At 63.2% G+C, this 22809-nt stretch carries 23 protein-coding genes and 2 tRNA genes; 22 read left to right on the forward strand and 3 right to left on the reverse strand.

What is annotated here, in order from left to right; translation table 11 throughout:
* Positions 1–8: 8 nt before the first annotated feature.
* Both BMW89_RS13805 and BMW89_RS13815 read left to right on the forward strand, forming a co-directional pair.
* Positions 9–323, forward strand: a complete 315-nt coding sequence (locus tag BMW89_RS13805; protein ID WP_092027113.1) for a hypothetical protein — start codon at positions 9–11, stop codon at positions 321–323.
* A 1180-nt stretch (positions 324–1503) separates the two neighbouring features.
* Positions 1504–2484, forward strand: a complete 981-nt coding sequence (locus BMW89_RS13815; protein WP_092027334.1) for an outer membrane protein — start codon at positions 1504–1506, stop codon at positions 2482–2484.
* Positions 2485–2612: 128 nt separating this feature from the next.
* On the opposite strand, the gene BMW89_RS13820 is transcribed toward BMW89_RS13815, so the two are convergent.
* Positions 2613–2687, reverse strand: a tRNA-Thr gene (locus BMW89_RS13820).
* A gap of 317 nt (positions 2688–3004) precedes the next feature.
* On the opposite strand from BMW89_RS13820, the gene BMW89_RS13825 reads away from it, so the two are divergent.
* The 5 genes from BMW89_RS13825 to BMW89_RS13845 all read left to right on the forward strand — a co-directional run bounded on the left by BMW89_RS13825 (position 3005) and on the right by BMW89_RS13845 (position 7014).
* Entirely contained in the window at positions 3005–3193 is a 189-nt protein-coding gene (locus tag BMW89_RS13825) for a hypothetical protein (protein ID WP_092027338.1), read from the forward strand.
* 41 nt (positions 3194–3234) lie between these two features.
* The gene (locus BMW89_RS13830; RefSeq protein WP_092027336.1) at positions 3235–4941 is read left to right on the forward strand and encodes an FAD-dependent oxidoreductase; all 1707 of its coding nucleotides are present in this window, start codon (positions 3235–3237) and stop codon (positions 4939–4941) included.
* Between the two features lie 124 nt (positions 4942–5065).
* Positions 5066–5374 (forward strand): EthD family reductase, encoded by a 309-nt coding sequence (locus tag BMW89_RS13835; protein ID WP_092027115.1) that lies wholly within the window; start codon positions 5066–5068, stop codon positions 5372–5374.
* A gap of 191 nt (positions 5375–5565) precedes the next feature.
* Positions 5566–6075 carry a hypothetical protein gene (locus BMW89_RS13840; RefSeq protein ID WP_092027117.1) on the forward strand — a complete coding sequence of 170 codons (510 nt, stop codon included), beginning with the start codon at positions 5566–5568 and terminating at the stop codon, positions 6073–6075.
* A 114-nt stretch (positions 6076–6189) separates the two neighbouring features.
* Positions 6190–7014 (forward strand): alpha/beta fold hydrolase, encoded by an 825-nt coding sequence (locus tag BMW89_RS13845; protein ID WP_092027119.1) that lies wholly within the window; start codon positions 6190–6192, stop codon positions 7012–7014.
* Between the two features lie 12 nt (positions 7015–7026).
* Here the strand turns inward: BMW89_RS13845 and BMW89_RS13850 are convergent, their stop codons facing one another.
* On the reverse strand, positions 7027–7668 hold the full coding sequence (locus BMW89_RS13850) for a TetR/AcrR family transcriptional regulator (RefSeq protein WP_092027121.1): 642 nt from the start codon (positions 7666–7668) through the stop codon (positions 7027–7029).
* An 83-nt stretch (positions 7669–7751) separates the two neighbouring features.
* On the opposite strand from BMW89_RS13850, the gene BMW89_RS13855 reads away from it, so the two are divergent.
* From BMW89_RS13855 to BMW89_RS13895, 9 genes are all read left to right on the forward strand, one after another.
* Complete coding sequence (locus BMW89_RS13855) at positions 7752–8690, forward strand: SDR family oxidoreductase (RefSeq protein ID WP_092027123.1); 939 nt, start codon at positions 7752–7754, stop codon at positions 8688–8690.
* 26 nt (positions 8691–8716) lie between these two features.
* Positions 8717–9376 (forward strand): NAD(P)H-binding protein, encoded by a 660-nt coding sequence (locus BMW89_RS13860; RefSeq protein ID WP_177196038.1) that lies wholly within the window; start codon positions 8717–8719, stop codon positions 9374–9376.
* A gap of 81 nt (positions 9377–9457) precedes the next feature.
* Positions 9458–9901, forward strand: a complete 444-nt coding sequence (locus BMW89_RS13865) for a DUF2948 family protein (protein ID WP_177196052.1) — start codon at positions 9458–9460, stop codon at positions 9899–9901.
* Between the two features lie 246 nt (positions 9902–10147).
* Positions 10148–11443 (forward strand): histidinol dehydrogenase, encoded by a 1296-nt coding sequence (gene hisD, locus BMW89_RS13870; protein ID WP_092027128.1) that lies wholly within the window; start codon positions 10148–10150, stop codon positions 11441–11443.
* Entirely contained in the window at positions 11440–11937 is a 498-nt protein-coding gene (locus tag BMW89_RS13875) for a UPF0262 family protein (protein ID WP_092027130.1), read from the forward strand. The genes hisD and BMW89_RS13875 overlap by 4 nt, the downstream gene beginning before the upstream one ends.
* Before the next feature lie 5 nt (positions 11938–11942).
* Complete coding sequence (locus tag BMW89_RS13880; RefSeq protein ID WP_092027132.1) at positions 11943–12410, forward strand: arsenate-mycothiol transferase ArsC; 468 nt, start codon at positions 11943–11945, stop codon at positions 12408–12410.
* 146 nt (positions 12411–12556) lie between these two features.
* Positions 12557–13186, forward strand: coding sequence for a Maf-like protein (locus BMW89_RS13885; RefSeq protein WP_007597557.1), 630 nt, complete (start codon positions 12557–12559; stop codon positions 13184–13186).
* Between the two features lie 144 nt (positions 13187–13330).
* Positions 13331–13513 (forward strand): DNA gyrase inhibitor YacG, encoded by a 183-nt coding sequence (gene yacG, locus BMW89_RS13890; protein ID WP_092027134.1) that lies wholly within the window; start codon positions 13331–13333, stop codon positions 13511–13513.
* 185 nt (positions 13514–13698) lie between these two features.
* A tRNA-Phe gene (locus BMW89_RS13895) sits at positions 13699–13774 on the forward strand.
* Between the two features lie 22 nt (positions 13775–13796).
* Here BMW89_RS13895 and BMW89_RS13900 read toward each other — a convergent pair.
* On the reverse strand, positions 13797–14651 hold the full coding sequence (locus BMW89_RS13900; RefSeq protein ID WP_244547592.1) for a ferritin family protein: 855 nt from the start codon (positions 14649–14651) through the stop codon (positions 13797–13799).
* Between the two features lie 197 nt (positions 14652–14848).
* Here BMW89_RS13900 and BMW89_RS13905 point away from each other — a divergent pair, with 197 nt between their 5' ends.
* Genes BMW89_RS13905 through BMW89_RS13930 form a run of 6 tightly spaced genes read left to right on the forward strand, consistent with a single transcriptional unit; the run spans position 14849 to position 22798 of the window.
* Positions 14849–17188, forward strand: a complete 2340-nt coding sequence (locus BMW89_RS13905; RefSeq protein WP_092027138.1) for a NosR/NirI family protein — start codon at positions 14849–14851, stop codon at positions 17186–17188.
* A 20-nt stretch (positions 17189–17208) separates the two neighbouring features.
* A complete protein-coding gene (gene nosZ, locus BMW89_RS13910; protein WP_092027140.1) occupies positions 17209–19155 on the forward strand; it encodes a TAT-dependent nitrous-oxide reductase in 1947 nt (648 codons plus the stop codon).
* 46 nt (positions 19156–19201) lie between these two features.
* Positions 19202–20530: a right-handed parallel beta-helix repeat-containing protein gene (locus BMW89_RS13915; RefSeq protein WP_177196054.1), complete on the forward strand. Its 1329-nt coding sequence runs from the start codon at positions 19202–19204 to the stop codon at positions 20528–20530.
* Positions 20527–21435 (forward strand): ABC transporter ATP-binding protein, encoded by a 909-nt coding sequence (locus BMW89_RS13920; protein WP_092027142.1) that lies wholly within the window; start codon positions 20527–20529, stop codon positions 21433–21435. Before BMW89_RS13915 ends, BMW89_RS13920 begins: the two co-directional genes overlap by 4 nt.
* Positions 21432–22259 (forward strand): DUF2705 family protein, encoded by an 828-nt coding sequence (locus BMW89_RS13925; protein WP_092027144.1) that lies wholly within the window; start codon positions 21432–21434, stop codon positions 22257–22259. The genes BMW89_RS13920 and BMW89_RS13925 overlap by 4 nt, the downstream gene beginning before the upstream one ends.
* The gene (locus BMW89_RS13930; protein WP_092027146.1) at positions 22256–22798 is read left to right on the forward strand and encodes a nitrous oxide reductase accessory protein NosL; all 543 of its coding nucleotides are present in this window, start codon (positions 22256–22258) and stop codon (positions 22796–22798) included. The genes BMW89_RS13925 and BMW89_RS13930 overlap by 4 nt, the downstream gene beginning before the upstream one ends.
* Positions 22799–22809 lie beyond the last annotated feature (11 nt).

The following is a 22809-nucleotide window of genomic DNA, read 5'->3' on the forward strand; positions in this document are numbered from 1 at the left end:
ATGGGTAGATGACCATTGTCACAATAGAACTCGATGCCGGCGATTGGAAAAGTGCTTCCGATTTTCGATCAGCCCTTAAGGATGCAATAGGAGCGCCGGAATGGCATGGCGACATCGCCGCTGCTTTCCTGGACTCAATTTTCGGGGGAGGCATGAATGCCCTCAAGCCGCCTTACATCATCAGGGTCGTTAATACGGCGCAGCTTGCGCCGGAGCTTAAGGAGCTGATCTGCGACCTTTCGTCAGCGATGGAAGAGATCCGAATGCGTCGACTTGCCCGGACAGGCGAGAACGTCGAGGCCAGTCTCGAAATCGCAGATTGAGGGACGTGCGAACATCGGCTCCAGGCGCGTAGGATGGGTTGAGCACCTGCGAAACCCATCATGTTTCGCCACCGAGCAAGGCCTTGATGGGTTTCGCTCCGCTCCACCAATCTTGCGAGCAGGCATCGCTGATGCGGCTACAGCAACGCCATCGAGTGCAGCGAGTTTCTATGAAAGCCGAAGGCAACTATGCCGGACAGAAACAACGCAATCCCAGTCACGATCAGGCAACAAGCAAACACTATCGGAGCCTCTGATTTCATCGTCCACGGCACAGACGATAATAGATAAAATTTTACCGACAATCGAAAGGAAGAATTAACCTTACCTGCGCGGTCCAATCGCGACCCGTCGGGCAAAACACCCGCCTCCCCCAAACCCCCGTCAACCCTCTCTCACAAAAATATTCCACTTTACCGAAATTCGGATTTGCGGCACTATCCCGCCATCCCGACCCAGGGAGAGGGGCGATCGTACGTCGTGTCGAACGTGGGTCGGGGTGCGGTGGACGCGGCAGCGCCGGGCACGGTGAGGCGGGACCAGGGCGAGATGAACCTCGTGAGGTCCTGCTCCGTGCGGAACGGACGGCGCCAGCTGCGTACGGTGAAAGCGCGTGGTCCTGACCGTCGTTGCTACGGTCAAGCCTTGCGGAGGTGCTTCCAGGCTCAACCGGGTCTTGAGGTATCGCCAATTCGCGAGGTGACGGAGGCCAAAAGGAACTCGGCTCCGGGGAGAGCGCGCATAAGCCGTCAACCCATCGCGCAGGGAAGGCCGGGTGTTTTCCGGCCCACCTGTTTTCCGCCTGCGCATTTGCGTGTGCAAAGTCTTCGCGCAGCGGACGAGGGGTGCCAGCCGGCACCCGGTCTTCCCTGCGCCCTCTTCAAGGAAGAGGGTGATGGACGGAAGCAAAACTCGGGCGTTTCGAGCCGCGAGAACGCTGCTTCATGCGTGATCTGAGAATCGTGCTGCCAGGCAGTCTTGATGGAGATAGTAGCGCGTGTCGCCCAAAACCCACACGCGCTGGAAATCTCCGACTTACGCGCCGGAAACGATCGCCTGCGTCAACGCGATAGCTTTGAGCTCTCGCGACCAGGTTCCATAGTGTCAGCAGATGATTTGCAACCAGGGGGAGGGGCATAAAATGACAGCGCGTAAATGTTTTATCGTGGCTGCGGGCTTGATGACGGCGGGCGCCGCCCATGCCGAGGACGTTCCATCCAACGCCGAACTGTTTCGCATGCTGAAAGCGCAGCAGCAGACCATTTCCGAGCTGCGCGCTGAATTGAAGCAGACAAAACAGGAGCGGCGCGCCGCCACTCCGCGCGAGGCGGCTGCACCGACAGCCAGGCTCGCCGGACGTGACGCCGTGAAGGAGACGGTGGCTTTAACCCCGCCCGCGCAGGCCTATGCGATGTACAACAAGGGGCCTGCAGTCGTGCCGGCGCGTAGTGGCGGTGCCTATGTCGGCGTTTTCGGTGGCGGGGGCAGTCGCGGCGGGACCGACGTCAGCCAGTTCGGCACCGCCTTTTTCCCCGAGATCGTCGGAGGCCCTATGGCCGTCGATGCCAAGGGGCGAACCAGCAGCGGCAGCGTCGGGTTCGGCGGCGCGCATCTCGGTTATGAATGGTCGTATGGCGCGTATGTGCGGCCTGCCCTGGAGATCGAGGGTTTTTATCTCGCAGGCAACCAGCCGCGTGCGACGTTGGTGAACCCCACGGACCGGCTTCCCGAACACACCTTCGACGATACCTTCCCGACCCGCACCACGGTGCTTCTGGCGAATATGGTTGTCGGTTTCAACACGCCCTATAAGAGCATCACGCCCTATATCGGCGGCGGGATCGGGGGCGCCAACGTCTCCATCAACGGCGCCACCTCCACCCAGACCGACCCGGCCGAGCCTGGCATCAACCATTTCAACTCGCGTCCCGACTCCTCAGCCTGGACCTTTGCGGCACAGGCAAAGGCTGGCGCGCGTTTCGCCCTCGGCGACAGCGGCGCTTACCTCTTTGGCGAGTACCGCTATTTGTATGTCGGCGACGTCAATCAGGTTTTTGGCTCCACCGCCTATCCCGCTCATGCTCCGACCAGCCCGTGGATGACCAGCTTCGGCGGGACGTCGCACCATCTGGCAGCCGGCGGCATCGGCTTCGGCTTCTAGCTGAGCTTGAGCGGAACTTGATCTCGCGAGAACCGTCGCCCTCTTCCCGGAAGAGGGCGGCGGAAAACAGCAAAACTCGGGCGTCCGGTGCCGCGAGAACGCTGATCTGCGTGATGTGAAGCAGAGAATGGTGCTGCCAGACAGGATTGAACTGTCGACCTCTCCATTACCAATGGAGTGCTCTACCACTGAGCTACGGCAGCAGGTGCTGGGACAAGAATCGGCCGCCAAGGGCGCCCACCAAGCGGGCCGATATCTGACACAAGCCCCCCTCCTGTGCAAGCTTGCAAGGCAGGTCAAAACGAGAAAATCGGGACGATATCAGGCCCGAAATGCCTGATTTGGCGCGAAACGACCGACTTTCTACGGATTTTGGTCCTGATATCCCCCGCCAACTGGCCAGTTGGCTTACATCCGGGATTCGGTCCATTTCGAGTTTCGCACGATCCGTTCGCGCGGGCCTCTTGAGCTGCCTTATTCCTCGGGCATGTTATTGCGGATCGCTGTAATGGACCGCGTGATGGCTGACGAGAACGACAAGAGCGCGAGACAGGAGCGGACGTCCCGGGACGACCGCCTGAAATCGGCGCTGCGCGAAAACCTGAAGCGGCGGAAGGTGCAGGCGCGCGAACGCGCCGCAACCACCGAGCCCTCGCAGAATGACAATGGTTCCCTAAATGAGGGGACCGCCGGCAAGACCAGCGGCTGAAATCCGGCGGCTGGAAGTTTTTGGAGTGCATGGACGTGGCAATGGCGCAGGACGAATCGCAACGGACCGATAGTGACGCGCAGATGTCGCGGTTCACCCGCCCTGAGCAGACCTTTCCGACACTGACATCCGCCGAGATCGCGCGGATGCGGCATTTCGGCGAGGTCCGCTTCTATGCCGACGGCGAGTTGCTGTTCGAGACCGGCAAGCCGGGGCCGGGCATGTTCGTCGTGCTGAAGGGCCATGTCGCCATGACCCAGCGCGACGGTCTCGGCAACGTGACGCCGTTGATCGACCAGGGGCCGGGACAATTCCTGGCCGAGCTCAGCCAGCTCTCCGGTCGCCCAGCGCTGGTCGACGGCCGTGCCGAAGGCGAAGTCGAGACCTTGCTGTTGCCGCCGGAGCGGCTGCGCGCGCTGCTGGTCGCCGAGGCCGAGCTCGGCGAGCGCATCATGCGCGCGCTGATTCTGCGCCGGGTCAATCTGCTTCAGGCCGGCGTCGGCGGTGTGGTGCTGATCGGTCCCTCGCATTCGGCCGGCGTCGTCCGCTTGCAGGGTTTCCTCACCCGCAACGGTCAGCCGCATCATCTGCTCGATCCCGAGCGCGACCGCGACGCCGCCGAGGTGATCGCGCGCTATTCGCCCAAGCCCGAAGACTGGCCGCTGGTCGTCGCCTCTGATGGTGCGGTGCTGCGCAACCCCAATGAGACCGAGCTTGCGCGCGCGATCGGCATGATCGGCGGCCCGCGCAACGACCGCATCTACGACGTCGCGATCGTCGGCTCCGGACCGGCCGGGCTCGCCACCGCGGTGTATGCAGCCTCGGAAGGCCTTTCTGTCGCGGTGCTCGACACCCGCGCCTTCGGCGGCCAGGCCGGCGCCAGCGCCCGCATCGAAAATTATCTGGGCTTTCCGACCGGCATTTCCGGCCAGGCATTGACCGCGCGCGCTTTCAACCAGGCGCAGAAATTCGGTGCGGATATCATGATCCCTGTCACCGTGAAGTCGCTCGACTGCACGCGCAAGGACGGTGCGTTTTCCGTGGCGCTCGACGGCAGCGATCCGCTGCGCTCTCGCGCGGTCGTGGTCGCGAGCGGCGCGCGTTATCGCCGGCCGGAGATCGAGAACCTCGACAAGTTCGAAGGGCGCGGTGTCTGGTATTGGGCCTCGCCCGTGGAGGCGAAGCTGTGCGCCGGCGAGGATGTGGCTCTGGTCGGCGCCGGCAATTCGGCAGGCCAGGCGGCCGTGTTCCTCTCGGGGCACGCCAAGAAGGTGCTGATGATCATCCGCGGCGGCGGCTTAGGGGCCAGCATGTCGCGCTATCTCATCGAGCGCATCGAGGCGACGCCGAACATCGAACTGCTGTTCAACACCGAGATCTCTGCGCTCGAAGGCGACGAGGCGTCGCTGCTGCGGCGCATCCGCCTGAGGAGCCGGCTGTCGAGCGACGAGGAGGTTGCCGACATCCACAATCTCTTTCTGTTCGTCGGCGCCGATCCCGCCACCAACTGGCTCGACGGTTGCGGCGTCACGCTCGATCGCGGCGGCTTCGTCGTGACAGGCGCGCAGTCCGAGCAGAACCAGGGTCGTCTGGTGGCGCCGCTCGAGACCTCCGTACCCGGCGTCTACGCCGTCGGCGACGTCCGCTCCGGCTCGGTCAAGCGCGTCGGCGGCGCCATCGGCGAAGGCGCGCAGGTGGTGGCCTCCCTGCACGGCTATCTCGGCGACGCCGCAAAACCGGCGCTTTAGTCAAGGACAAGACAAGCGGACGGCAAGTCAAATGAGGCTTGCCATCTTGCCGTGTCCCACGGACTATCGCCTCATCGCGAGGCCAATCATGGGCGAAGAACAAAGATCCACAAGGGAGGACTAAATGGCTGAAATCGTCGTGCTTTACAAAACGCCAAAGGATGTTGAGGCCTTCGACAAGTACTATGCCGAGACGCACATTCCGCTCGCCAAGAAACTTCCCGGCCTGAAAAAATACGCCGTTAGCAAGGGACCGGTCGCCTCTCCCGCCGGCCCTTCCGGAATCCATCTCGTCGCCATTCTCACCTTCGACAGCGTGGCCGACATCCAGGCGGCATTCGGCAGCGAAGCAGGCAAGGCGACCGGCGCTGACGTGCCGAAATTCGCCAGCGGCGGCGCCGATCTGCTGATCTTCGACACCAAGGAAGTGTGAGCAACGATTCAACTTTCGTCGAAAGCCTGCTGTCATTTTTGACAGCGATGCAAAAAAATCAGCCATGCGTTTGCCGATTCGCACGACGACGCATGGCTGCACGCGCATCTGTGATGCGGGAGCATGTGGCAATCCGATGAGGACCGTAATATCAACCTCCTGATCTCAGCGCCGAGAATAGGAGAGATGTCATGGTCCTTGGATTGAGTTTGCCCGCCTTCACGTTGGTCCATGTCATCATCAGCCTGATCGCAATCGTTGCCGGCCTCGTCGTGATGTTCGGCCTGCTCGGGTCGAAGCCGATGCCGGGCCTCACCGCGATCTTTCTGCTGTTCACGATCCTGACCAATGCGACGGGCTTCCTGTTTCCGTTCAAGGAGCTGCTGCCCTCTTACATCATCGCCGGCATCTCGCTGGTGCTGCTCGCGATCGCCTGCATCGCGCTCTACGGCATGAAGCTCAAAGGTGCTTGGCGTCCGGTCTATATCGTCACTGCGATGATCTCGCTCTATTTCAACGTCTTCGTGCTGGTGATCCAGTCGTTCCTCAAGGTGCCGGCGCTTGCCGCGCTCGCACCCGCCGTGCCACCGGCGCCGCCGGGCGGCCCCGTCTTCGCCGTGGTGCAGGGCGTCGTGCTGGTGTTCTTCGTCGTGCTGACCATCGGTGCCTGGCGCCGCTACAAGCCGATGACGTTTGCTTGAACGCACGATCAGGTCGGTGCGCGGCATCGACCTCGTGATATCGCACAACCATCTGCGTGTTGCCGGCTCGCGTTGTTGCGAGCCCCGGATTGATTCTCACTGAAGGAGCCATTCATGCCCACCATCACCACCAAAGACGGCGTCGAGATCTTTTTCAAGGATTGGGGCTCGGGCCAGCCGATCGTATTCAGCCATGGCTGGCCGCTGTCATCCGACGATTGGGACGCGCAGATGATGTTCTTCGTCACCCGCGGCTACCGTGTCATCGCCCATGACCGTCGCGGTCATGGCCGCTCCACCCAAGTGTCCGACGGCCACGACATGGATCATTATGCCGACGACCTCGCAGCGGTAACGGCGCATCTCGATCTGAAGAACGCCATTCACGTTGGCCATTCCACCGGCGGCGGTGAAGTCGTGCATTACATCGCCCGCCATGGCGAGAGCCGGGTGACGAAGGCCGCAATCATTTCCGCGGTACCGCCGCTGATGGTGCAGACCGCCGCCAATCCCGGCGGCCTGCCGAAGAAGGTGTTCGACGATTTCCAGGTGGCGCTCGCTGCCGGCCGTTCGCAATTCTATCGCGACGTCGCCGCCGGCCCGTTCTACAACTACAACCGTCCGGACGCGAAACCCTCCGAAGCCGTGATCCAGAACTGGTGGCGGCAAGGCATGATGGGCGGCGCCAAGGCGCATTACGACGGCATCGTCGCGTTCTCGCAGACCGATTTCACCGAGGATCTGAAAAAGATCGACGTGCCGGTGCTGGTGATGCACAGCGAGGACGACCAGATCGTACCTTACGCCGACGCCGGCCCGCTGTCGGCCAAGCTGCTGAAGAACGGCACGCTGAAGACCTACAAGGGCTTTCCGCACGGCATGCCGACCACGCACGCCGAGACGATCAACGCGGACCTGCTGGCGTTTTTCAAGGAGTGAGGGGAAAAACCCTCACTTCAATATCGCCCTGATCGCATCGAAGGTGCGCTTCACGAACGCCTCCGGCTTTTCGCGCGCACCTTCGCCGATCCAGCTCTCGCCACCGACGCGCATCGCGCCGGTCGAGATCATCGCGACGAGCCGCGCCTTCAGCTGGTCCGATTTGCGGCCGGAGCGCTGGGCAAGTCCTTCCGCCAGCGCCTGCTCGAGCTTTTCGTATTTGAGCTGGTCGCGCGCGTGGAGCGCCGGATTGTCGCGCTTGAGCCGCGACATTGCCGCCGCCTCGGCCGGATCGATCCGTTTGACTGCCGCCGCGATCGCATTCTCCGCCGCCGTCAGCATGGTTTCGTCCGCGGGCCGCGCGAGGATCTCGGCGACCAGCGCGGCCGCGGCATCCTCCTGCCAGGCGGCGACCACGTCCTCCTTGGAGGCGAAATAATGGAAGAAGCTGCGGCGCGACATGTCCGCCTTGGTCGCGATGTCGTCGATGGTCGTGGCCTCGAAGCCGCGTTCCAGGAACAGCGCCATCGCCGCCCGCTTCAGCCGCTCACGCGTCTGCTGCTGCTTGCGCGCGCGCAGGCCGGGCGCCGCGGGTGATTTTCCTTGCGGCGACAATGGCTTGGCGGTTGTCCTGGCGGGCTTCGAAACCTTCAAATTATTTCACCTCTTGCAAATTTGCACTCAGTGCACATTTAGACCCGTCGCGGGCTTTTTCCAGCCCCGAACGGAGTTATGGCATGACCGACTGGAGCACCGCAGACATCCCCTCTCTCAGCGGCAAGACCGCCGTCGTCACGGGGGCGACGGGCGGTCTCGGCTACGAGACGGCGATGGCGCTGGCGGGCGCCGGTGCCTTTGTCATACTCACCGGCCGCAATGACGCAAAGGGCCTGCGGGCGATCGAGGGCATTTGCGAACGGTTTCCCAACGCGCTGATCGCCTACGAGCATCTCGACCTCGCAAGCCTTGCCTCCATCGCCGATTTCGCCAGGCGCTTTGCCGCCAGCAACGAGCAGCTCGACCTCCTCGTCAACAATGCCGGTGTCATGGCGCTGCCGAAACGGCAGCAGACCGAGGATGGTTTCGAGATGCAGCTCGGCACCAATTATTTCGGCCATTACGCGCTGACGGCACGCCTGTTGCCGCAGCTTCGGCGTGCCAAGACCGCGCGCGTCGTCAATCTCTCCAGCCTTGCGCACCGCTCGGGCGCGATCAATTTCGACGATCTCCAGAGCAAGCATTCCTATCGCCCCTGGCGGGCGTACTGCCAGTCCAAGCTGGCGATGCTGATGTTTTCGCTCGAATTGCAGCGCCGCAGCCTCGCCGCCGGCTGGGGTCTGACGAGCCTTGCCGCTCATCCCGGCTACGCGCGGACCGATCTCATTCCGAACGGGCCGGGCGCCAACACCTTCCAGTGGCGGGTGAGCCGGTGGCTTCAGCCTTTGATCAGCCAGTCGGCAGCCGAGGGTGCATTGCCGACACTGCTCGCTGCGACCTCGCCTGCCGCCGAGCCCGGCGGTTATTATGGTCCGAACTGGTTCTATGAATTGAAGGGACCGCCGGTGACGGCGAGGATCATGTCGCAGGCAAAGGATTTTGCCGCCGCCGCTATGCTGTGGGATGTCTCGGCGACGTTGACGGGTGTATCCTTCGACGAGATCGCGGTCGCCGCATGAGCCGCGACGCCGTTGGGGACGTTCCGATGCAAGTGATCATCTTCGGCGCGACTGGCATGGTCGGGCAGGGTGTTTTGCGCGAGTGCCTGATCGATCCCGGCATCGACCGCGTGCTCGTGGTCGGCCGCAGCCCGACCGGCGTGCGCAACGCCAAGCTCACCGAGATCATCCATGGCGATTTCACGGACTATTCGGCGATCGAAGCGCAGCTCACCGGATTCGACGCCTGCTTTTTCTGCCTTGGCCTGTCCTCGATCGGCATGAACGAAGAGCGCTACCGCCATCTCACCTACGACATCACGCTCGCTGCTGCGTCGACGCTCGCACGCCTCAATCCGCAGATGACATTCACTTATGTCACCGGCGCCCACACCGATTCCACCGAGCAGGGCTCGCGGATGTGGGCGCGGGTCAAGGGCAAGACCGAGAACGATCTGCTCAAGCTGCCGTTCAAGGGCGCCTATATGTTCCGGCCCGGCGCGATCCAGCCCCTGCACGGCATCCGCTCCAAGACCGCCTGGGTGCAGGCGGTCTACACCGCAACCTGGCCGCTCTGGTCGGTGCTGCGGCGGATATCGCCGCGGCTCGTCACCTCGACAGAGCAGTTGGGCCGCGCCATGATCCACGTCGCCCGGGCGGGTTATCCCAGGAAGGTGCTGGAGATGGAGGATATCAATAGCCTCTAGTCGGCCGGGACGTTAGTGCTAGGGAAATTTCGGCGACCACGTGCGTTGAGCCGTATCCGCTCTCGAGGAGAAGTGCCGGTGATGTCTCCCCAGCTCAAAATGATCGCACTCGACGCCGACGATCTCGCTGTCATCTCCACTCACGTGCAGGACGCCCGCGTCCAGCCCGCCGACATCATCTGGCGGCAGAGCGAGAAGCGGCTGGTGGTCGGCATGAGCCGGCTGGACTGGGAGCAGACGCTGGACGCCGAGGCCGAGCCACGCCGGCTGGTCGCCGCGCTCCGCTTCGACCGCGTGCTCGCCTGCAAATCGCGCAACATCGATCTGGCCGCGCCGGACGAGGTGCTGGACCTCGTCGGCATCGAGTTTCACCCCCAGGACGGCCGCGAGGCGGAGCCGGGCGGCAGCGCGCTGCTGCTGTTCGCCCAGGGCGGCGCCATCCGCCTCGACGTCGAATGCCTGGAATGCGAGCTGACCGATCTCGGGGCCGACGAGTTGGGGGCGGGACTGGGGATCGAGGAGTGAGGCGGTATACCAGCGCCAAGCAAACCGGCGTCGTCCCGGCGGACGCCGGGACTCATAACCCCAGGGCCTTGTTGCTGAAACGAGATGGGGCTCCGATTTCCTCAATAATGACCGCCGGTGGCTATGGGTCCCGGCGTTCGCCGGGACGACATCTCGCAAGGGTTGACGGCGGGTGGCCGCCGCGCCATTGAGCAGGGGTCGGGTGGGCCAATCCGCCCCAAAGATCAGCCGGAAGCCAAGCCCAAAATGCCCGTTCGTCTCGACCGCAGCAGCGCCGATTTTGACCAGCGATTTGCGGCCTTCCTCGCCGCCAAGCGCGAGGCCTCGGCCGACGTCGAGGCTGCCGCGCGCACCATTGTCGACGACGTCGCCAGGCGCGGCGATGCGGCCCTGCTCGAGGCCACCGCAAAGTTCGACCGGCTCAAGCTCGATGCATCCGGCCTGCGCATTACCGCCGCCGAGATCGAGACCGCGGTGAAGGCTTGCGACGCGGTGACGCTGGATGCGCTGAAGCTCGCGCGCGACCGCATCGAGATCTATCACCGTCGCCAACTGCCGAAGGACGAGCGCTTCACCGATCCGCTCGGCGTCGAGCTCGGCTGGCGCTACACCGCGATCGAATCCGCCGGCCTCTACGTGCCCGGCGGCACCGCGGCCTATCCGTCCTCGGTGCTGATGAACGCAGTACCCGCAAAAGTCGCCGGCGTGTCGCGCCTGGTGATGGTGGTGCCCTCGCCCGACGGCAAGCTCAATCCGCTGGTGCTCGCGGCAGCGTCGCTCGGCGGCGTCAGCGAGATCTATCGCGTCGGCGGCGCGCAGGCCGTGGCCGCGCTCGCGCATGGCACTGCGACGATCGCGCCGGTCGCAAAAATCGTCGGCCCCGGCAACGCCTATGTCGCCGCTGCAAAGCGGCTGGTGTTCGGCAAGGTCGGCATCGACATGATCGCCGGCCCCTCCGAGGTGCTCGTCATCGCCGACGACACCGGCAATGCCGACTGGATCGCCGCGGACCTGCTGGCGCAGGCCGAGCATGACGCCAGCGCGCAGTCGATCCTGATCACGGACTCGGCGCGGCTTGCCGCCGATGTCGAGAAGTCGGTCGAGGCGCAGCTGAAGACGCTGCCGCGCGCCACCATTGCCGGCGCTTCCTGGGCCGATTTCGGCGCCATCATCATGGTGAAGACTCTGGCCGATGCCATTCCATTGGCCGATGCGATCGCGGCCGAGCATCTCGAGATCATGACGACCGACCCGGATGCGCTGGCCGCAAAAATCCGCAACGCCGGCGCTGTCTTCCTCGGCGCGCATACGCCGGAAGCGATCGGCGATTATGTCGGCGGCTCCAACCATGTGCTGCCGACGGCGCGCTCGGCGCGGTTCTCCTCAGGCCTCGGGGTCGCCGATTTCATGAAGCGCACCTCGATCCTGAAATGCGGCCCGGACCAGCTGCGTGCGCTGGGACCTGCCGCGATGACGCTTGGCAAGGCGGAGGGGCTGGATGCCCATTCGCGCTCGATAGGATTGCGCCTCAATCTGTCATGACAGAGCTGCCCGAACAGGACGACTCGCAGAACCGCATCGTCGGCGTCACGCTCGACGAGGACTCGATCGGCCGTTCCGGGCCCGACATCGAGCACGAGCGCGCGATCGCGATCTACGACCTGATCGAGCAGAATTTGTTCGCGCCTGAGGGCGCCAACGGCAAGGGGCCGTTCACGCTGCATATCGGCATCACCGGCAGCCGCTTGATGTTCGACATCCGGCGCGAGGACGGAACGCCCGTGGTCGCGCATCTGTTGTCGCTGACGCCGTTCCGGCGGATCGTGAAGGACTATTTCATGATCTGCGACAGCTACTATCAGGCGATCCGAACCGCGACGCCGGACAAGATCGAGGCCATCGACATGGGCCGCCGCGGCATCCATGACGAGGGATCGCGCACGCTGCAGGAGCGGCTGAAGGGCAAGGTGCGGGTCGACTTCGAGACCTCGCGCCGGCTGTTCACGCTCATTACTGTTCTTCATTGGAAGGGTTAAGTGCGATGGCGGGTCCGCCACGCGCACGCGATCCGCAATCGGTGCTGTTCGCCTGCGCGATGAACAGCGTGCGCTCGCCGATGGCCGAGAGCCTGCTGCGGCACATGTTTCCGCAGGGCCTCTACGTGAAGTCGGCCGGTGCGCGGAAGGGCGAGCTCGATCCGTTCGCGGTCGCCGTGATGGACGAACTGGGGCAGGACATCTCCACCCACAAGCCGCAGACTTTTGAGGAGCTGGAGGACTGGGAGGGGCTGAATTTCGACCTCATCATCACGCTCTCGCCGGAAGCGCATCACAAGGCGCTGGAGTTGACCCGCACGCTTGCCGCCGATGTCGAATACTGGCCGACCCAGGATCCCACCACCATCGAAGGCAGCCGCGACCAGAAGCTCGCCGCCTATCGCGAGGTCTGCGACCAGCTCCTGATGCGCATCCGCCGCCGGTTCGCCAAGGTCGGCGCGGCGAACGGGTAGCCGTAACACCCGCGTCACAGACTAAGGGCACAGGCATGTCGGAAACCTCGAATCAGTAAAGTCCGGGTTCCCGGGTTGTGAAATCAGCCCCCTTCCGATAGGTTCCGCGCGCAATTCACCCCCTGCTTCATCCCCCAAATCACCTGATGCTCGGCCGCCCCAAATTCGTACTTGCCTCCGGTTCGCCGCGGCGCCTGTCGCTGCTCAACCAGGCCGGCATCGAGCCGGACGCGCTCCGGCCGGCCGACGTCGATGAGACGCCGAAGCGGGGCGAGCTGCCGCGCGCCTGCGCCAACCGTCTCGCGAGGGCCAAGGCCGACGCGGCGCTCAAATCGGTGCAGCTCGACGACGAGCTGCGCGGCGCCTTCATCCTCTCCGCCGATACGGTTGTGGCGGTCGGCCGCCGCATCCTGCCCAAGGCCAATCTCGTCGACGAGGCCGCGCAGTGCCTGCGGCTGCTGTCGGGCCGCAACCACCGCGTCTACACTGCGATCACCCTGGTCACGCCGCGCGAGGCCTTCCGCCAGCGCCTGGTCGAGACCCGCGTCCGCTTCAAGCGTCTCTCGGAGGACGACATCCAGGCCTATATCGGCTCCGGCGAATGGCGCGGCAAAGCCGGCGGCTACGCCGTGCAGGGCATCGCCGGCTCGTTCGTGGTGAAGATGGTGGGGTCCTACACCAACGTGGTCGGCCTGCCGCTCTACGAGACCACGACGCTGCTCGGCGGCGAAGGCTTTCCGATCCGCTTCGGCTGGCTCAACGCCACTGCGGTGTGAGCGCCAACTAAAACCTCGAAAACAACCCCATGCACAGTAGAATGGCCCCTTCGGACCCCGGCGGGAAGGCATGCGCCGCCGCCCGAGGAACCCGTTTGCCGACAGGCTCTTGAACCCCTTTACCCCGTGTCAGCCGCCGAGATTATGGACGACCAAGTCAAAAAGCCCGCCGTGCCACTCAAAACCTGCCCGATCTGCGGCAAGCCGCAGGCGCAGGCCACCCGTCCGTTCTGCTCCTCGCGCTGCCGCGACGTCGATCTGAACCGCTGGCTGAAAGGCTCCTACGTCATCCCCAGCCGCGACGATGAGGCGGATGGCGAAGAATAAATAAGTAATATCAATGCTTTAATTGCGCGGCGAACGTGCCGCGCCCCGGCCGCGGCAAGGCCACCCGACCTTGTGCACAGCCGGGCCGCACCCCGCGAAGCCTTCGGCGAAGCGTGGGTGGACAGGCAGCTCTCCGCCCACTATAAACCGCCCGCTCGATGGGCTTTGGCCCCTCTTTGGAGCACGCCCAGGTAGCTCAGTTGGTAGAGCATGCGACTGAAAATCGCAGTGTCGGTGGTTCGATTCCGCCCCTGGGCACCACTCAACGCCTAATACCGTCCACTCACGGCACGACGGAGGCAATATTTCGCAGGCCGGCGAGCCGCGCGATCGCCTGAGCGGCCAGCTTCTGCGCAAGCTCCATGCTGTCCTGGTCGGGGGCGCTGTCCGCATCGCTCAGATACATGTTCGACAGTTGTTCGGCGCGGCGCAGCGCGCGCTGCTTGATCTGTTCGATCTCTCCTGACGCAGGTTCGGTGTCAGCCCTATCGGGGGGCGTCAGGAAATGTGGCGGCAAGCGATAAGGATCCATGGCCAGCACACGGTCGCGCTGCGCAGGAGTCAATCCTTGCGACCACGCGACGATGTCTCTGTGGAGAAGACTTTCCAGCAGCGCTGCCGATGCGGGCTCGTTGGTTCCTTCAGCAGACGCAATCTCGTTAGACGCAATTTTCCGCTCGGCCCTCCACGCCAGCCGCCGTTCGCGGCGCAACAGATTTCCGGCGGATAGCGCATCGCGCGCGAAACCTTCCGCCGTTTTCCTGATCAGAGCGTCTTCGGCGAGAGCGATGACATAAGTCCAGAACACGAAGGCGCGTTGGCGGTGGTGGGCTGCCAGCGCCCATGCGGTGTAGGGCGTCGACAATCCGGAATTCCCAAGCTCGGAAATTTCGGCCGCAGGAACGAGATCGACAGGTGCCCAGCGCAGATCGGCCACATCTGGACGCTTGCCGCATGCGGTGAGACAGGCTGCCGACAAACCGTCGGCACGATCACGTTCGCTTGCGACGAGAACTTCAAAGACGCGACGAAGCGGACCAAAGCTTACGTCGCTTCGCTCCACGAGCGCGCTATATCGCTGGGCGGCCTTTTGCGCGACGTCGAACGCAATTGCGTAGAGCTCGGCCAAGCTCCGCACGGGAGCAGGTGGTACTGCGGTCAGAAGCGGCTCACGGTGCATGTCGGGTTCCCTTTGACCATTTGGGCCGAACAGAGATCTGCGAGTTTGATCTAGCGCAAGTAGCAAGCCTGCTTGGTGCCGTAAGCGACCTCTAGCTGCCTTTCAAGCTCGCGATCCAGAACAATGGCGTTCTGTTCAATTCTGGAACATGCGTCTTGCGAAAATCCATCAACATCGCTGTCCTTGTTGGAGTTCTGGCCCTGTTCGGCTGGATTGCCATCCTTGGAGAGGCGCGTGCCGCGGGCCGGCTGAACGATTATCTTGGCAAGGCCGAGCCGGCCGAACTGGTTGCAGGCGCGAACCGCTTTGGGCCGCCGCAAGGCGATCCTGCGATTGTGGGGGCCTACAAGGATGATCAGCTTCTCGGCTTCGTCTACCTGAATTCCGACTTCGCCAATGCCACCGGGTATTCCGGTCGACCGATCCAGATTCTGGTCGGCATCACGCCGAAGGGCGTGCTGACCGGCCTCAAACTCGTCGAGCACAAGGAGCCCATCGTGCTGGTGGGCATTCCGGTCGCGCGCATTCTGGAAGCGGTCAACAAGCTGATCGGCACCGACATGGACTCCGTCGCGCGCGGCGCTGTGCCCGCGCCGCAGGTCGATATCGTCAGCGGCGCGACGGTCACCGTGCTGGTGATGGGCGACAGCATTGTCCGCTCCGCGACCAAGCTCATCAAGAGCGGCCGGCTCGGCGCAGGGGGCAACGCGGTCACGGCCGCGGCGCCGGCGGCGGCGAAGACCATCGATCTCGAGAAAAGCGAAAGCCGCGATTGGCAAAGCCTGGTTGGGGATGGCTCCGTGAGCCGGCTGAATCTCAGCCTCGCCGACGTGAACAAGGCTTTCGAGAAATCCGGCAACGCGGCGGCCGCCGCGCGGCCGGAGGAGGGCGATCCAGATGACACATTCATCGACCTCTATGTCGCCGACGTCGCGGTGCCGACCATCGGCCGCAGCCTGCTCGGCGACGACGGCTTCAAGCGGCTGTCGGATCGGCTCAAGCCGGGGCAACAAGCGCTGATCGTCGCGGGATCGGGCCGGTATTCGTTCAAGGGCGCTGCTTACGTTCGCGGCGGGATATTCGATCGCATCGAACTGATCCAGGAGACCAACAGCATTCGATTCCGGGACCGCGATCACACGCGGCTCGGGAATCTTGCAGCCGAAGGTGCGCCCGACTTTCCAGAGATTGCCCTGTTCACGGTGCCGCCGGACTTCTCGTTCGACCCGACGGAGCCGTCGACACTTCAATTGCTGGTCCAGCGTGTGGTCGGCACGAGGGAAAAGGCGTGGCTGACGTTCGATCTCGGCTACAGGCTTCCGGACGCCTATATGAAGCGTGCGCCGGTGCCGGACCGGGCAGTCGTGTCATCAGCAGCGCCCGCGACGATCGCCAATCCGATTGCCAACACACCGATTGCTCAGACATCGGCGCCATCAGCTCTCGCCGGCAGCGGCAACTGGGCATGGCCTGCTGCCGAAGACGAACCGCTGTGGATGAAGATATGGCGCGGCAACGTCGTCAAGATCAGCACGACGATCGCTGCGCTCGGTGCGCTCACTCTGATCTTCTTCTTTCAGAACGCCCTGGTTCGCCGTCCCCGCGTCTACACATGGGTTCGCCGCGGCTATCTGCTGTTCATTCTCGTCTGGCTCGGCTGGTACGCCAACGCCCAGCTCTCCGTGGTCAATGTCCTGACCTTCGCCAATTCGCTGCTGACCGGCTTCAGCTGGGAATACTTCCTGTCGGCGCCGCTGATCTTCCTGCTGTGGGCCGCGATCGCTGCTGGACTGCTGTTCTGGGGGCGTGGGCCATTCTGCGGTTGGCTGTGTCCGTTCGGCGCTCTGCAGGAATTGCTCAACAACATCGCCCAGGCCGTGAAGATCCCGCAATACAGGCTGCCATGGGGTCTCCATGAAAGGCTGTGGCCGATCAAGTACATCATCTTTCTCGGCCTGTTCGGCATGTCGCTGTATTCGACCGCCTTTGCGGAACAGCTCGCCGAAGTGGAGCCCTTCAAGACCGCGATCGTCCTGAAGTTTGCGCGCGAATGGCCGTTCGTGATCTACGCCCTGACGACGTTGTCCGCGGGACTGTTCGTCGAGCGCTTCTTCTGCCGCTACATGTGCCCGCTCGGCGCCGCGCTGGCGATTCCAGGCCGCATCCGGATGTTCGAATGGCTGCGCCGCTGGCCGGAATGCGGCACACCCTGCCAGCGCTGCGCCAAGGAATGCCCCGTGCAGGCGATTCATCCGGAAGGTCACATCAACGTCAATGAGTGCATCTACTGCATGCATTGCCAGGAACTGTATTTCGACGATCACCGCTGCCCGCACATGATTCAGGTGCGGCTGAAGCGTGAGAAGCGCGATGCGCTGTCGTCACCGTCGATGCGCAGTGGTGGCAAAGGACCGAACACCATCATCACTGCGGGCGGCAAGCCCGTCGGTCTGCCGCCGGTCGTCTCCGCAACCCCATCACCACCTGCGACCTGAAAGCCTAGGAGGCTATTATTATGAGCGACAATGAAAACGGAAAGGGCGTCAGCCGGCGCACCTTGCTCGGAACCACCGCGGCGGCAGCAGGCGTGGGCCTCGCGGGCGGAGTCGCGCTCGGCACCGACGGGGCCATCACGACTGCCGATGCGCAGACCAAGACGGCGGCGCCGAAGGCTCCCGCCGCGCGACTTGCGGTTCAGAAAGCCGAAGTGGCGCCGGGCGAGCTGGACGAATACTATACGTTCTTCTCCAGCGGCCAGTCCGGCGAAATGCGCATCGTCGGGCTTCCGTCGATGCGCGAATTGATGCGCGTTCCCGTGTTCAATCGCTGCAGTGCCACCGGTTGGGGCTTGACCAACGAGAGCCTGAAGGTCCTCACCGAGGGGCTGCTTCCCGAGACCCGCGAACTCCTCAAGACGCGCGGCGGCACCTACACCAACGGTGACCTGCACCATCCGCATCTTTCCTTCACGGACGGTACCTATGATGGTCGCTACGCCTTCATGAACGACAAGGCCAACACCCGCGTCGCGCGGGTTCGCCTCGACGTCATGAAATGCGACAAGATCATTCAGCTTCCGAACCAGCACTCGGTGCACGGCCTGCGCGTGCAGAAATATCCGCGCACCGGTTATGTGTTCTGCAATGGTGAGGATGGTGTGCCGCTGCCGAACGACGGCAAGATACTCGATGATCCGAAGCAGTATCAGGCGATCTTCTCCGCAGTCGATGGCGACACCATGAAGGTGGCCTGGCAGGTGATCGTCGACGGCAATCTCGATAACGTCGATGCCGACTATCAGGGCAAGTACGCCTTCGCCACCTGTTACAATTCGGAAGAAGGCGTCACTCTCGCCGAGATGACCGCCAGCGAGCAGGACTGGGTCGTCATCTTCAATATCAAGCGCATCGAAGAGGCGGTGAAGAAGGGCGACTTCAAGGAAATGAACGGCGTTCCGGTGATCAACGGCCGCAAGGGCTCACCCTATACGCGTTATGTCCCGGTCTCCAACAACCCGCACGGCATGAATACGGCACCGGATGGCATTCATATCGTGGCGGCTGGAAAGCTGTCGCCGACCGTCACGGTGATGGACGTCCGCCTGTTTGACCAACTGTTCGACGACAAGATCAAGCCTCGTGATGTCGTGGTCGCGGAGCCTGAACTGGGGCTCGGGCCGTTGCACACGGCCTATGACGGCAGGGGCAACGCCTACACGACGCTGTTCCTCGACAGCCAGGTCTGCAAATGGAACATCGATCTCGCCAAGCGGGCGTTCAAGGGCGAGAAAGTCAATCCGATACTCCAGAAGATCGATGTGCACTATCAGCCCGGTCATAACCACTCCTCGATGGGACAGACCAAAGAGGCGGACGGAAAGTGGCTGATCTCGCTGAACAAGTTCTCGAAGGACCGCTTCCTCAATGTCGGCCCGCTGAAGCCTGAGAACGATCAGTTGATCGATATCTCCGGCGACCAGATGAAACTGGTTCATGACGGCCCGAGCTTTGCTGAACCGCATGACGCCACCATCGTTCACCGCTCCAAGATCAATCCGATTTCGATCTGGGATCGTGCCGATCCGATGTTCGCGGACGCGGTCAAGCAGGCCAAGGCCGACGGGATCGATCTCGAGGCGGATTCCAAGATCATCCGGGACGGCAACAAGGTGCGCGTCTACATGACGTCGACCGCGCCGGCGTTCGGTCTCGAGCAATTCCAGGTCAAGCAGGGAGATCAGGTCACCGTCTACGTCACGAACATCGATGCGGTGGAGGATCTGACCCACGGCTTCGCGATTACGAACTATGGCATCCAGATGGAAGTCGCGCCGATGGCAACCGCTTCGGTTTCGTTCTCGGCCGATAAAGCCGGCGTGTTCTGGTACTATTGTTCATGGTTCTGTCACGCCATGCACATGGAGATGAAGGGCCGCATGTTCGTCGAACCCAAGTCGGTTTGAGGCGGGACAGCCTGTGATCCGCTTCTCGCACATCATTCCGGCGGCGATGTTCGCCGCCGGAGCCTCGGGCTTCGCCGTTGCGGAGACGCTCAAGGCCGTGCCGGAACAACCGCTGCAGGCGATGCTGGAGCGAGCGCAGGACGGCGACGTCGTCGAGCTGGCCGCCGGCGAATACAAGGGGGCGATCAGGATCGACCGGCGCATTGTATTGAACGGGCGGCCGGGCGCGGTGCTGAACGGCGGCGGTTCCGGCAATGTCGTCACCGTGACGGTGCCGGACGTCACGGTCCGCGGCTTGACCATCCTGGGATCGGGCCACGATCTTCAAAAGATGGACTCCGGTGTTTTCCTGGAGAAGACCGCGGAGCGGGCGCTGGTCGAGAACAACCGCTTCGAAGGCAACCTGTTCGGCATTTACGTGCATGGCGCAGCCGGCTCGCGGGTCGAGCGTAACGTGGTCGAAGGCGTTCGCGGAGGGCGTCTCAATGAGGCCGGCAACGGTGTGTCGCTCTGGAATGCGCCGGAAGTAACTATCGCCGAGAATATCTTTCGCTACGGACGCGACGGCATTTTCACGATTTCCAGCCGCAAGGATCGCTTCATCAACAACCGCTTCGAGCAGGTGCGGTTCGCGGTGCACTACATGTACACCAACGACAGCGAAGTGAGCGGCAACCTGTCCGTCGGCAATCACGTCGGCTACGCCATCATGTATTCGAACCGGCTCGTCATCCGCAACAATATCTCGGACCGCGACCGCGATTACGGACTGCTGTTCAACTACGCCAATTATTCCGAGCTCGATGGCAATCTGGTCGCGGGCGGCTCGCTTGACAATATCGCGAGCAGCCGGGACGAGGGGCCGGACGACGAGAAGGGCATGGTGCCGGAAGCAAGGCCCGCGCAAGGCCTGCGCTCCGGACCGGAGAAATGCGTCTTCATCTACAACACCAATCATAATCGCATCCGCAATAACTGGTTCGAGCATTGCGGCATCGGGGTTCATTTCACGGCCGGCTCCGAGGGCAACGTGATCACCGGCAATGCCTTTGTCGGCAATCGCAGCCAGGTGAAATATGTCGGCACCCGCGACCTCGACTGGTCGAAGGGCGGGCGCGGCAACTACTGGAGCGACAATCCGGCGTTCGATCTCAACGGCGACGGTATCGCCGACACCGCCTACCGGCCCAACGATCTGGTTGACCGGGTGTTATGGACCGCGCCTGCGGCGAAGGTTTTGATCAACAGCCCAGCGGTGCAGGTGCTGCGCTGGGCGCAGGCCCAGTTTCCGGCTCTCTATCCCGGCGGCGTCGTCGATAGCCATCCTCTGATCGCGCCACCGCCGAGACCATCGGCCAGCCGGAGTCTGCGATGACCGTTACCGTGTCGGTGAATGGCGTGGAGAAAAGCTACGGCGCGGTAAAGGCGCTGCGGCATGTCTCGTTCGATCTCGGTCCGGGACGGCTCAGTGCGCTGGTCGGCCACAACGGCGCCGGCAAGACCACGCTGATCAAATTGATGCTGGGATTAATTCGGGCCGACAGCGGTGCGGTCCGCGTGCTGAACGAGGATCCGGCGGCTGGTGAATTCTCGGCACGCCGGCAACTTGGATATCTGCCCGAGAATGTTGCATTCAACGCCGCCCTAACCGGACGCGAAACGCTGGCATTTTATGCGCGGCTGAAGCAGATCAAGCCCGCTTCGGCATGGGCGCTGCTCGACCGTGTCGGGCTGATGGATGCCGCCGATCGCAGGGTCGGAACCTATTCCAAGGGCATGCGGCAACGTCTGGGGCTGGCTCAAGCCCTGCTCGGACGACCGCGGGTGTTGTTGCTCGACGAGCCGACGACAGGGCTGGACCCGGCGCTGCGGCAAACCTTCTATGAAATCCTGAACGAACTGCGCGACGACGGCGCGACCGTCTTGATCTCTTCGCACGCGCTCAACGAACTCGAGGATCGCGCCGAGCGCGTTCTCATCATGAACCAGGGCGTGCTGGTGGCGCAGGGGACATTGGCGGAACTGCGCTCGATCTCGCGGCTCCCGATCCGGGTTTCGCTCGATCTCGCGTCCGGTGCGAGCGGGGTACCGGCTTGGATCAACGGTGAGTCATTCGCGACGCCGCACGGCCGCGTCCTGCTGGTGCAGGATGAGGCGCAGAAGATGGAATTGTTGCGTGTTGCGGCCAGCGATCCCATGGTCAGGAACATCGAGATCGCGGCCCCCACCCTCGACGATCTCTACGCGCATTTTCTTCGTTCACGGGAGCAGGCGGCGTGAAAAACATCGTCATCATCGCCGGCAAGGAAATCAAGGAAGGGTTGCGAAACCGCTGGGTTCTGGCAACCACACTGCTGCTGGCCGCGCTCGCGCTGTCGCTGACCTTCCTCGGCAGCGCGCCGACCGGTAATGTCGGCGCCGGCGCGCTCGACGTCGTGGTCGTCAGCCTGTCGAGCCTCACCATCTTTCTGCTGCCGCTGATCGCGCTGCTGATCTCCCATGACGCCGTGGTCGGCGAGATGGAGCGCGGCACCATGATCCTGCTGCTTAGCTACCCCGTGGGCCGCCATCAGGTCATTCTCGGAAAATTCTGCGGGCATGTCCTGATTCTCGCCTTCGCCACCGTCATCGGTTACGGCGCGGCGGCGGTGGCGCTTGTCGTCACCGGCGCCTCGGTGCTGGCGGCAAGCTGGTATGCTTTTGCGTCGATGCTCGGGACCTCGATCCTGCTCGGCGCGGTCTTTGTCGCGATCGGATATCTGATCAGCAGCCTGGTTCGCGATCGCGGCACCGCCGCAGGCGTTTCGGTGGGCATTTGGCTGTTGATGGTGCTGGTCTTCGACATGGCGCTGCTCGGCATCCTGGTGGTCGATCAGGGGCGCATCATCTCGGCGCCCGTCCTCGAAGGATTGCTGTTTCTCAACCCCGCCGATCTCTACCGGCTGGCCAATTTGACCGGGTTCAACGTCAGCCAGTTCTCCGGCATGGCAGGGCTCGCGGGGACCGCGACCACGGGGATCGGCACGCTGCTGCTGGGCTTGCTGTTATGGATCGCCGCGCCGCTTGGACTGGCGACAATGGTTTTTGCGCGGAGGGCCTTATGACGCGGCGGATTGCCTTTACCTTTTTGACCGCGATTCTGCTCGCGGGCTGCAATCAGGACGCGGCTAACTCGGTGGTTCCGCCCCCCGTCGCCCTCACGAGCGACGCGATGGGCGTGTTCTGTGGCATGAACCTGACGGAGCACCCGGGGCCGAAAGGTCAGATCATCACGGCGAGCCGGATCGACCCGTTCTGGTTCACGTCGGTGCGTGATACCGTGGCGTTTACGTTGATGCCCGACCAGCCCCGTGACATCCGGGCGATCTACGTATCGGATATGGCGCGGGCGACGAGTTGGGAAGATCCTGGTACGACGAACTGGATCGACGCGCGTAAGGCGTTCTTTGTAATCGAAAGCCGCAGGCAGGGTGGCATGGGCGCGGCCGAGGCTGTGCCCTTTGGAAATCGCGAGGCGGCCGACGCGTTCGCTAAAGCGAATGGCGGCAAGGTCGTGACGTTCGCGCAGATTCCCGACGCTTATGTGCTCGGCGGTGACACCGCCGCCGATCAGACAGGACGTTCCGATGCGCGTCTCAACTGACGAGGAGCGAT

This window comes from Bradyrhizobium sp. OK095, assembly GCF_900109945.1.
In the GTDB taxonomy this organism is placed as follows: domain Bacteria; phylum Pseudomonadota; class Alphaproteobacteria; order Rhizobiales; family Xanthobacteraceae; genus Bradyrhizobium.

Coding starts and splice junctions, on each gene's coding strand:
- BMW89_RS13825 (WP_092027338.1), top strand. CDS start 3,005: ATGGCTGACGAGAACGACAAGAGCGCGAGACAGGAGCGGACGTCCCGG.
- BMW89_RS13830 (WP_092027336.1), top strand. CDS start 3,235: ATGGCGCAGGACGAATCGCAACGGACCGATAGTGACGCGCAGATGTCG.
- BMW89_RS13860 (WP_177196038.1), top strand. CDS start 8,717: ATGCAAGTGATCATCTTCGGCGCGACTGGCATGGTCGGGCAGGGTGTT.
- BMW89_RS13875 (WP_092027130.1), top strand. CDS start 11,440: ATGACAGAGCTGCCCGAACAGGACGACTCGCAGAACCGCATCGTCGGC.
- BMW89_RS13880 (WP_092027132.1), top strand. CDS start 11,943: ATGGCGGGTCCGCCACGCGCACGCGATCCGCAATCGGTGCTGTTCGCC.
- BMW89_RS13840 (WP_092027117.1), top strand. CDS start 5,566: ATGGTCCTTGGATTGAGTTTGCCCGCCTTCACGTTGGTCCATGTCATC.
- BMW89_RS13845 (WP_092027119.1), top strand. CDS start 6,190: ATGCCCACCATCACCACCAAAGACGGCGTCGAGATCTTTTTCAAGGAT.
- BMW89_RS13915 (WP_177196054.1), top strand. CDS start 19,202: ATGTTCGCCGCCGGAGCCTCGGGCTTCGCCGTTGCGGAGACGCTCAAG.
- BMW89_RS13805 (WP_092027113.1), top strand. CDS start 9: ATGACCATTGTCACAATAGAACTCGATGCCGGCGATTGGAAAAGTGCT.
- BMW89_RS13865 (WP_177196052.1), top strand. CDS start 9,458: ATGTCTCCCCAGCTCAAAATGATCGCACTCGACGCCGACGATCTCGCT.
- BMW89_RS13855 (WP_092027123.1), top strand. CDS start 7,752: ATGACCGACTGGAGCACCGCAGACATCCCCTCTCTCAGCGGCAAGACC.
- nosZ (WP_092027140.1), top strand. CDS start 17,209: ATGAGCGACAATGAAAACGGAAAGGGCGTCAGCCGGCGCACCTTGCTC.
- BMW89_RS13930 (WP_092027146.1), top strand. CDS start 22,256: ATGACGCGGCGGATTGCCTTTACCTTTTTGACCGCGATTCTGCTCGCG.
- BMW89_RS13815 (WP_092027334.1), top strand. CDS start 1,504: ATGACGGCGGGCGCCGCCCATGCCGAGGACGTTCCATCCAACGCCGAA.
- BMW89_RS13835 (WP_092027115.1), top strand. CDS start 5,066: ATGGCTGAAATCGTCGTGCTTTACAAAACGCCAAAGGATGTTGAGGCC.
- BMW89_RS13920 (WP_092027142.1), top strand. CDS start 20,527: ATGACCGTTACCGTGTCGGTGAATGGCGTGGAGAAAAGCTACGGCGCG.
- hisD (WP_092027128.1), top strand. CDS start 10,148: ATGCCCGTTCGTCTCGACCGCAGCAGCGCCGATTTTGACCAGCGATTT.
- BMW89_RS13885 (WP_007597557.1), top strand. CDS start 12,557: ATGCTCGGCCGCCCCAAATTCGTACTTGCCTCCGGTTCGCCGCGGCGC.
- yacG (WP_092027134.1), top strand. CDS start 13,331: ATGGACGACCAAGTCAAAAAGCCCGCCGTGCCACTCAAAACCTGCCCG.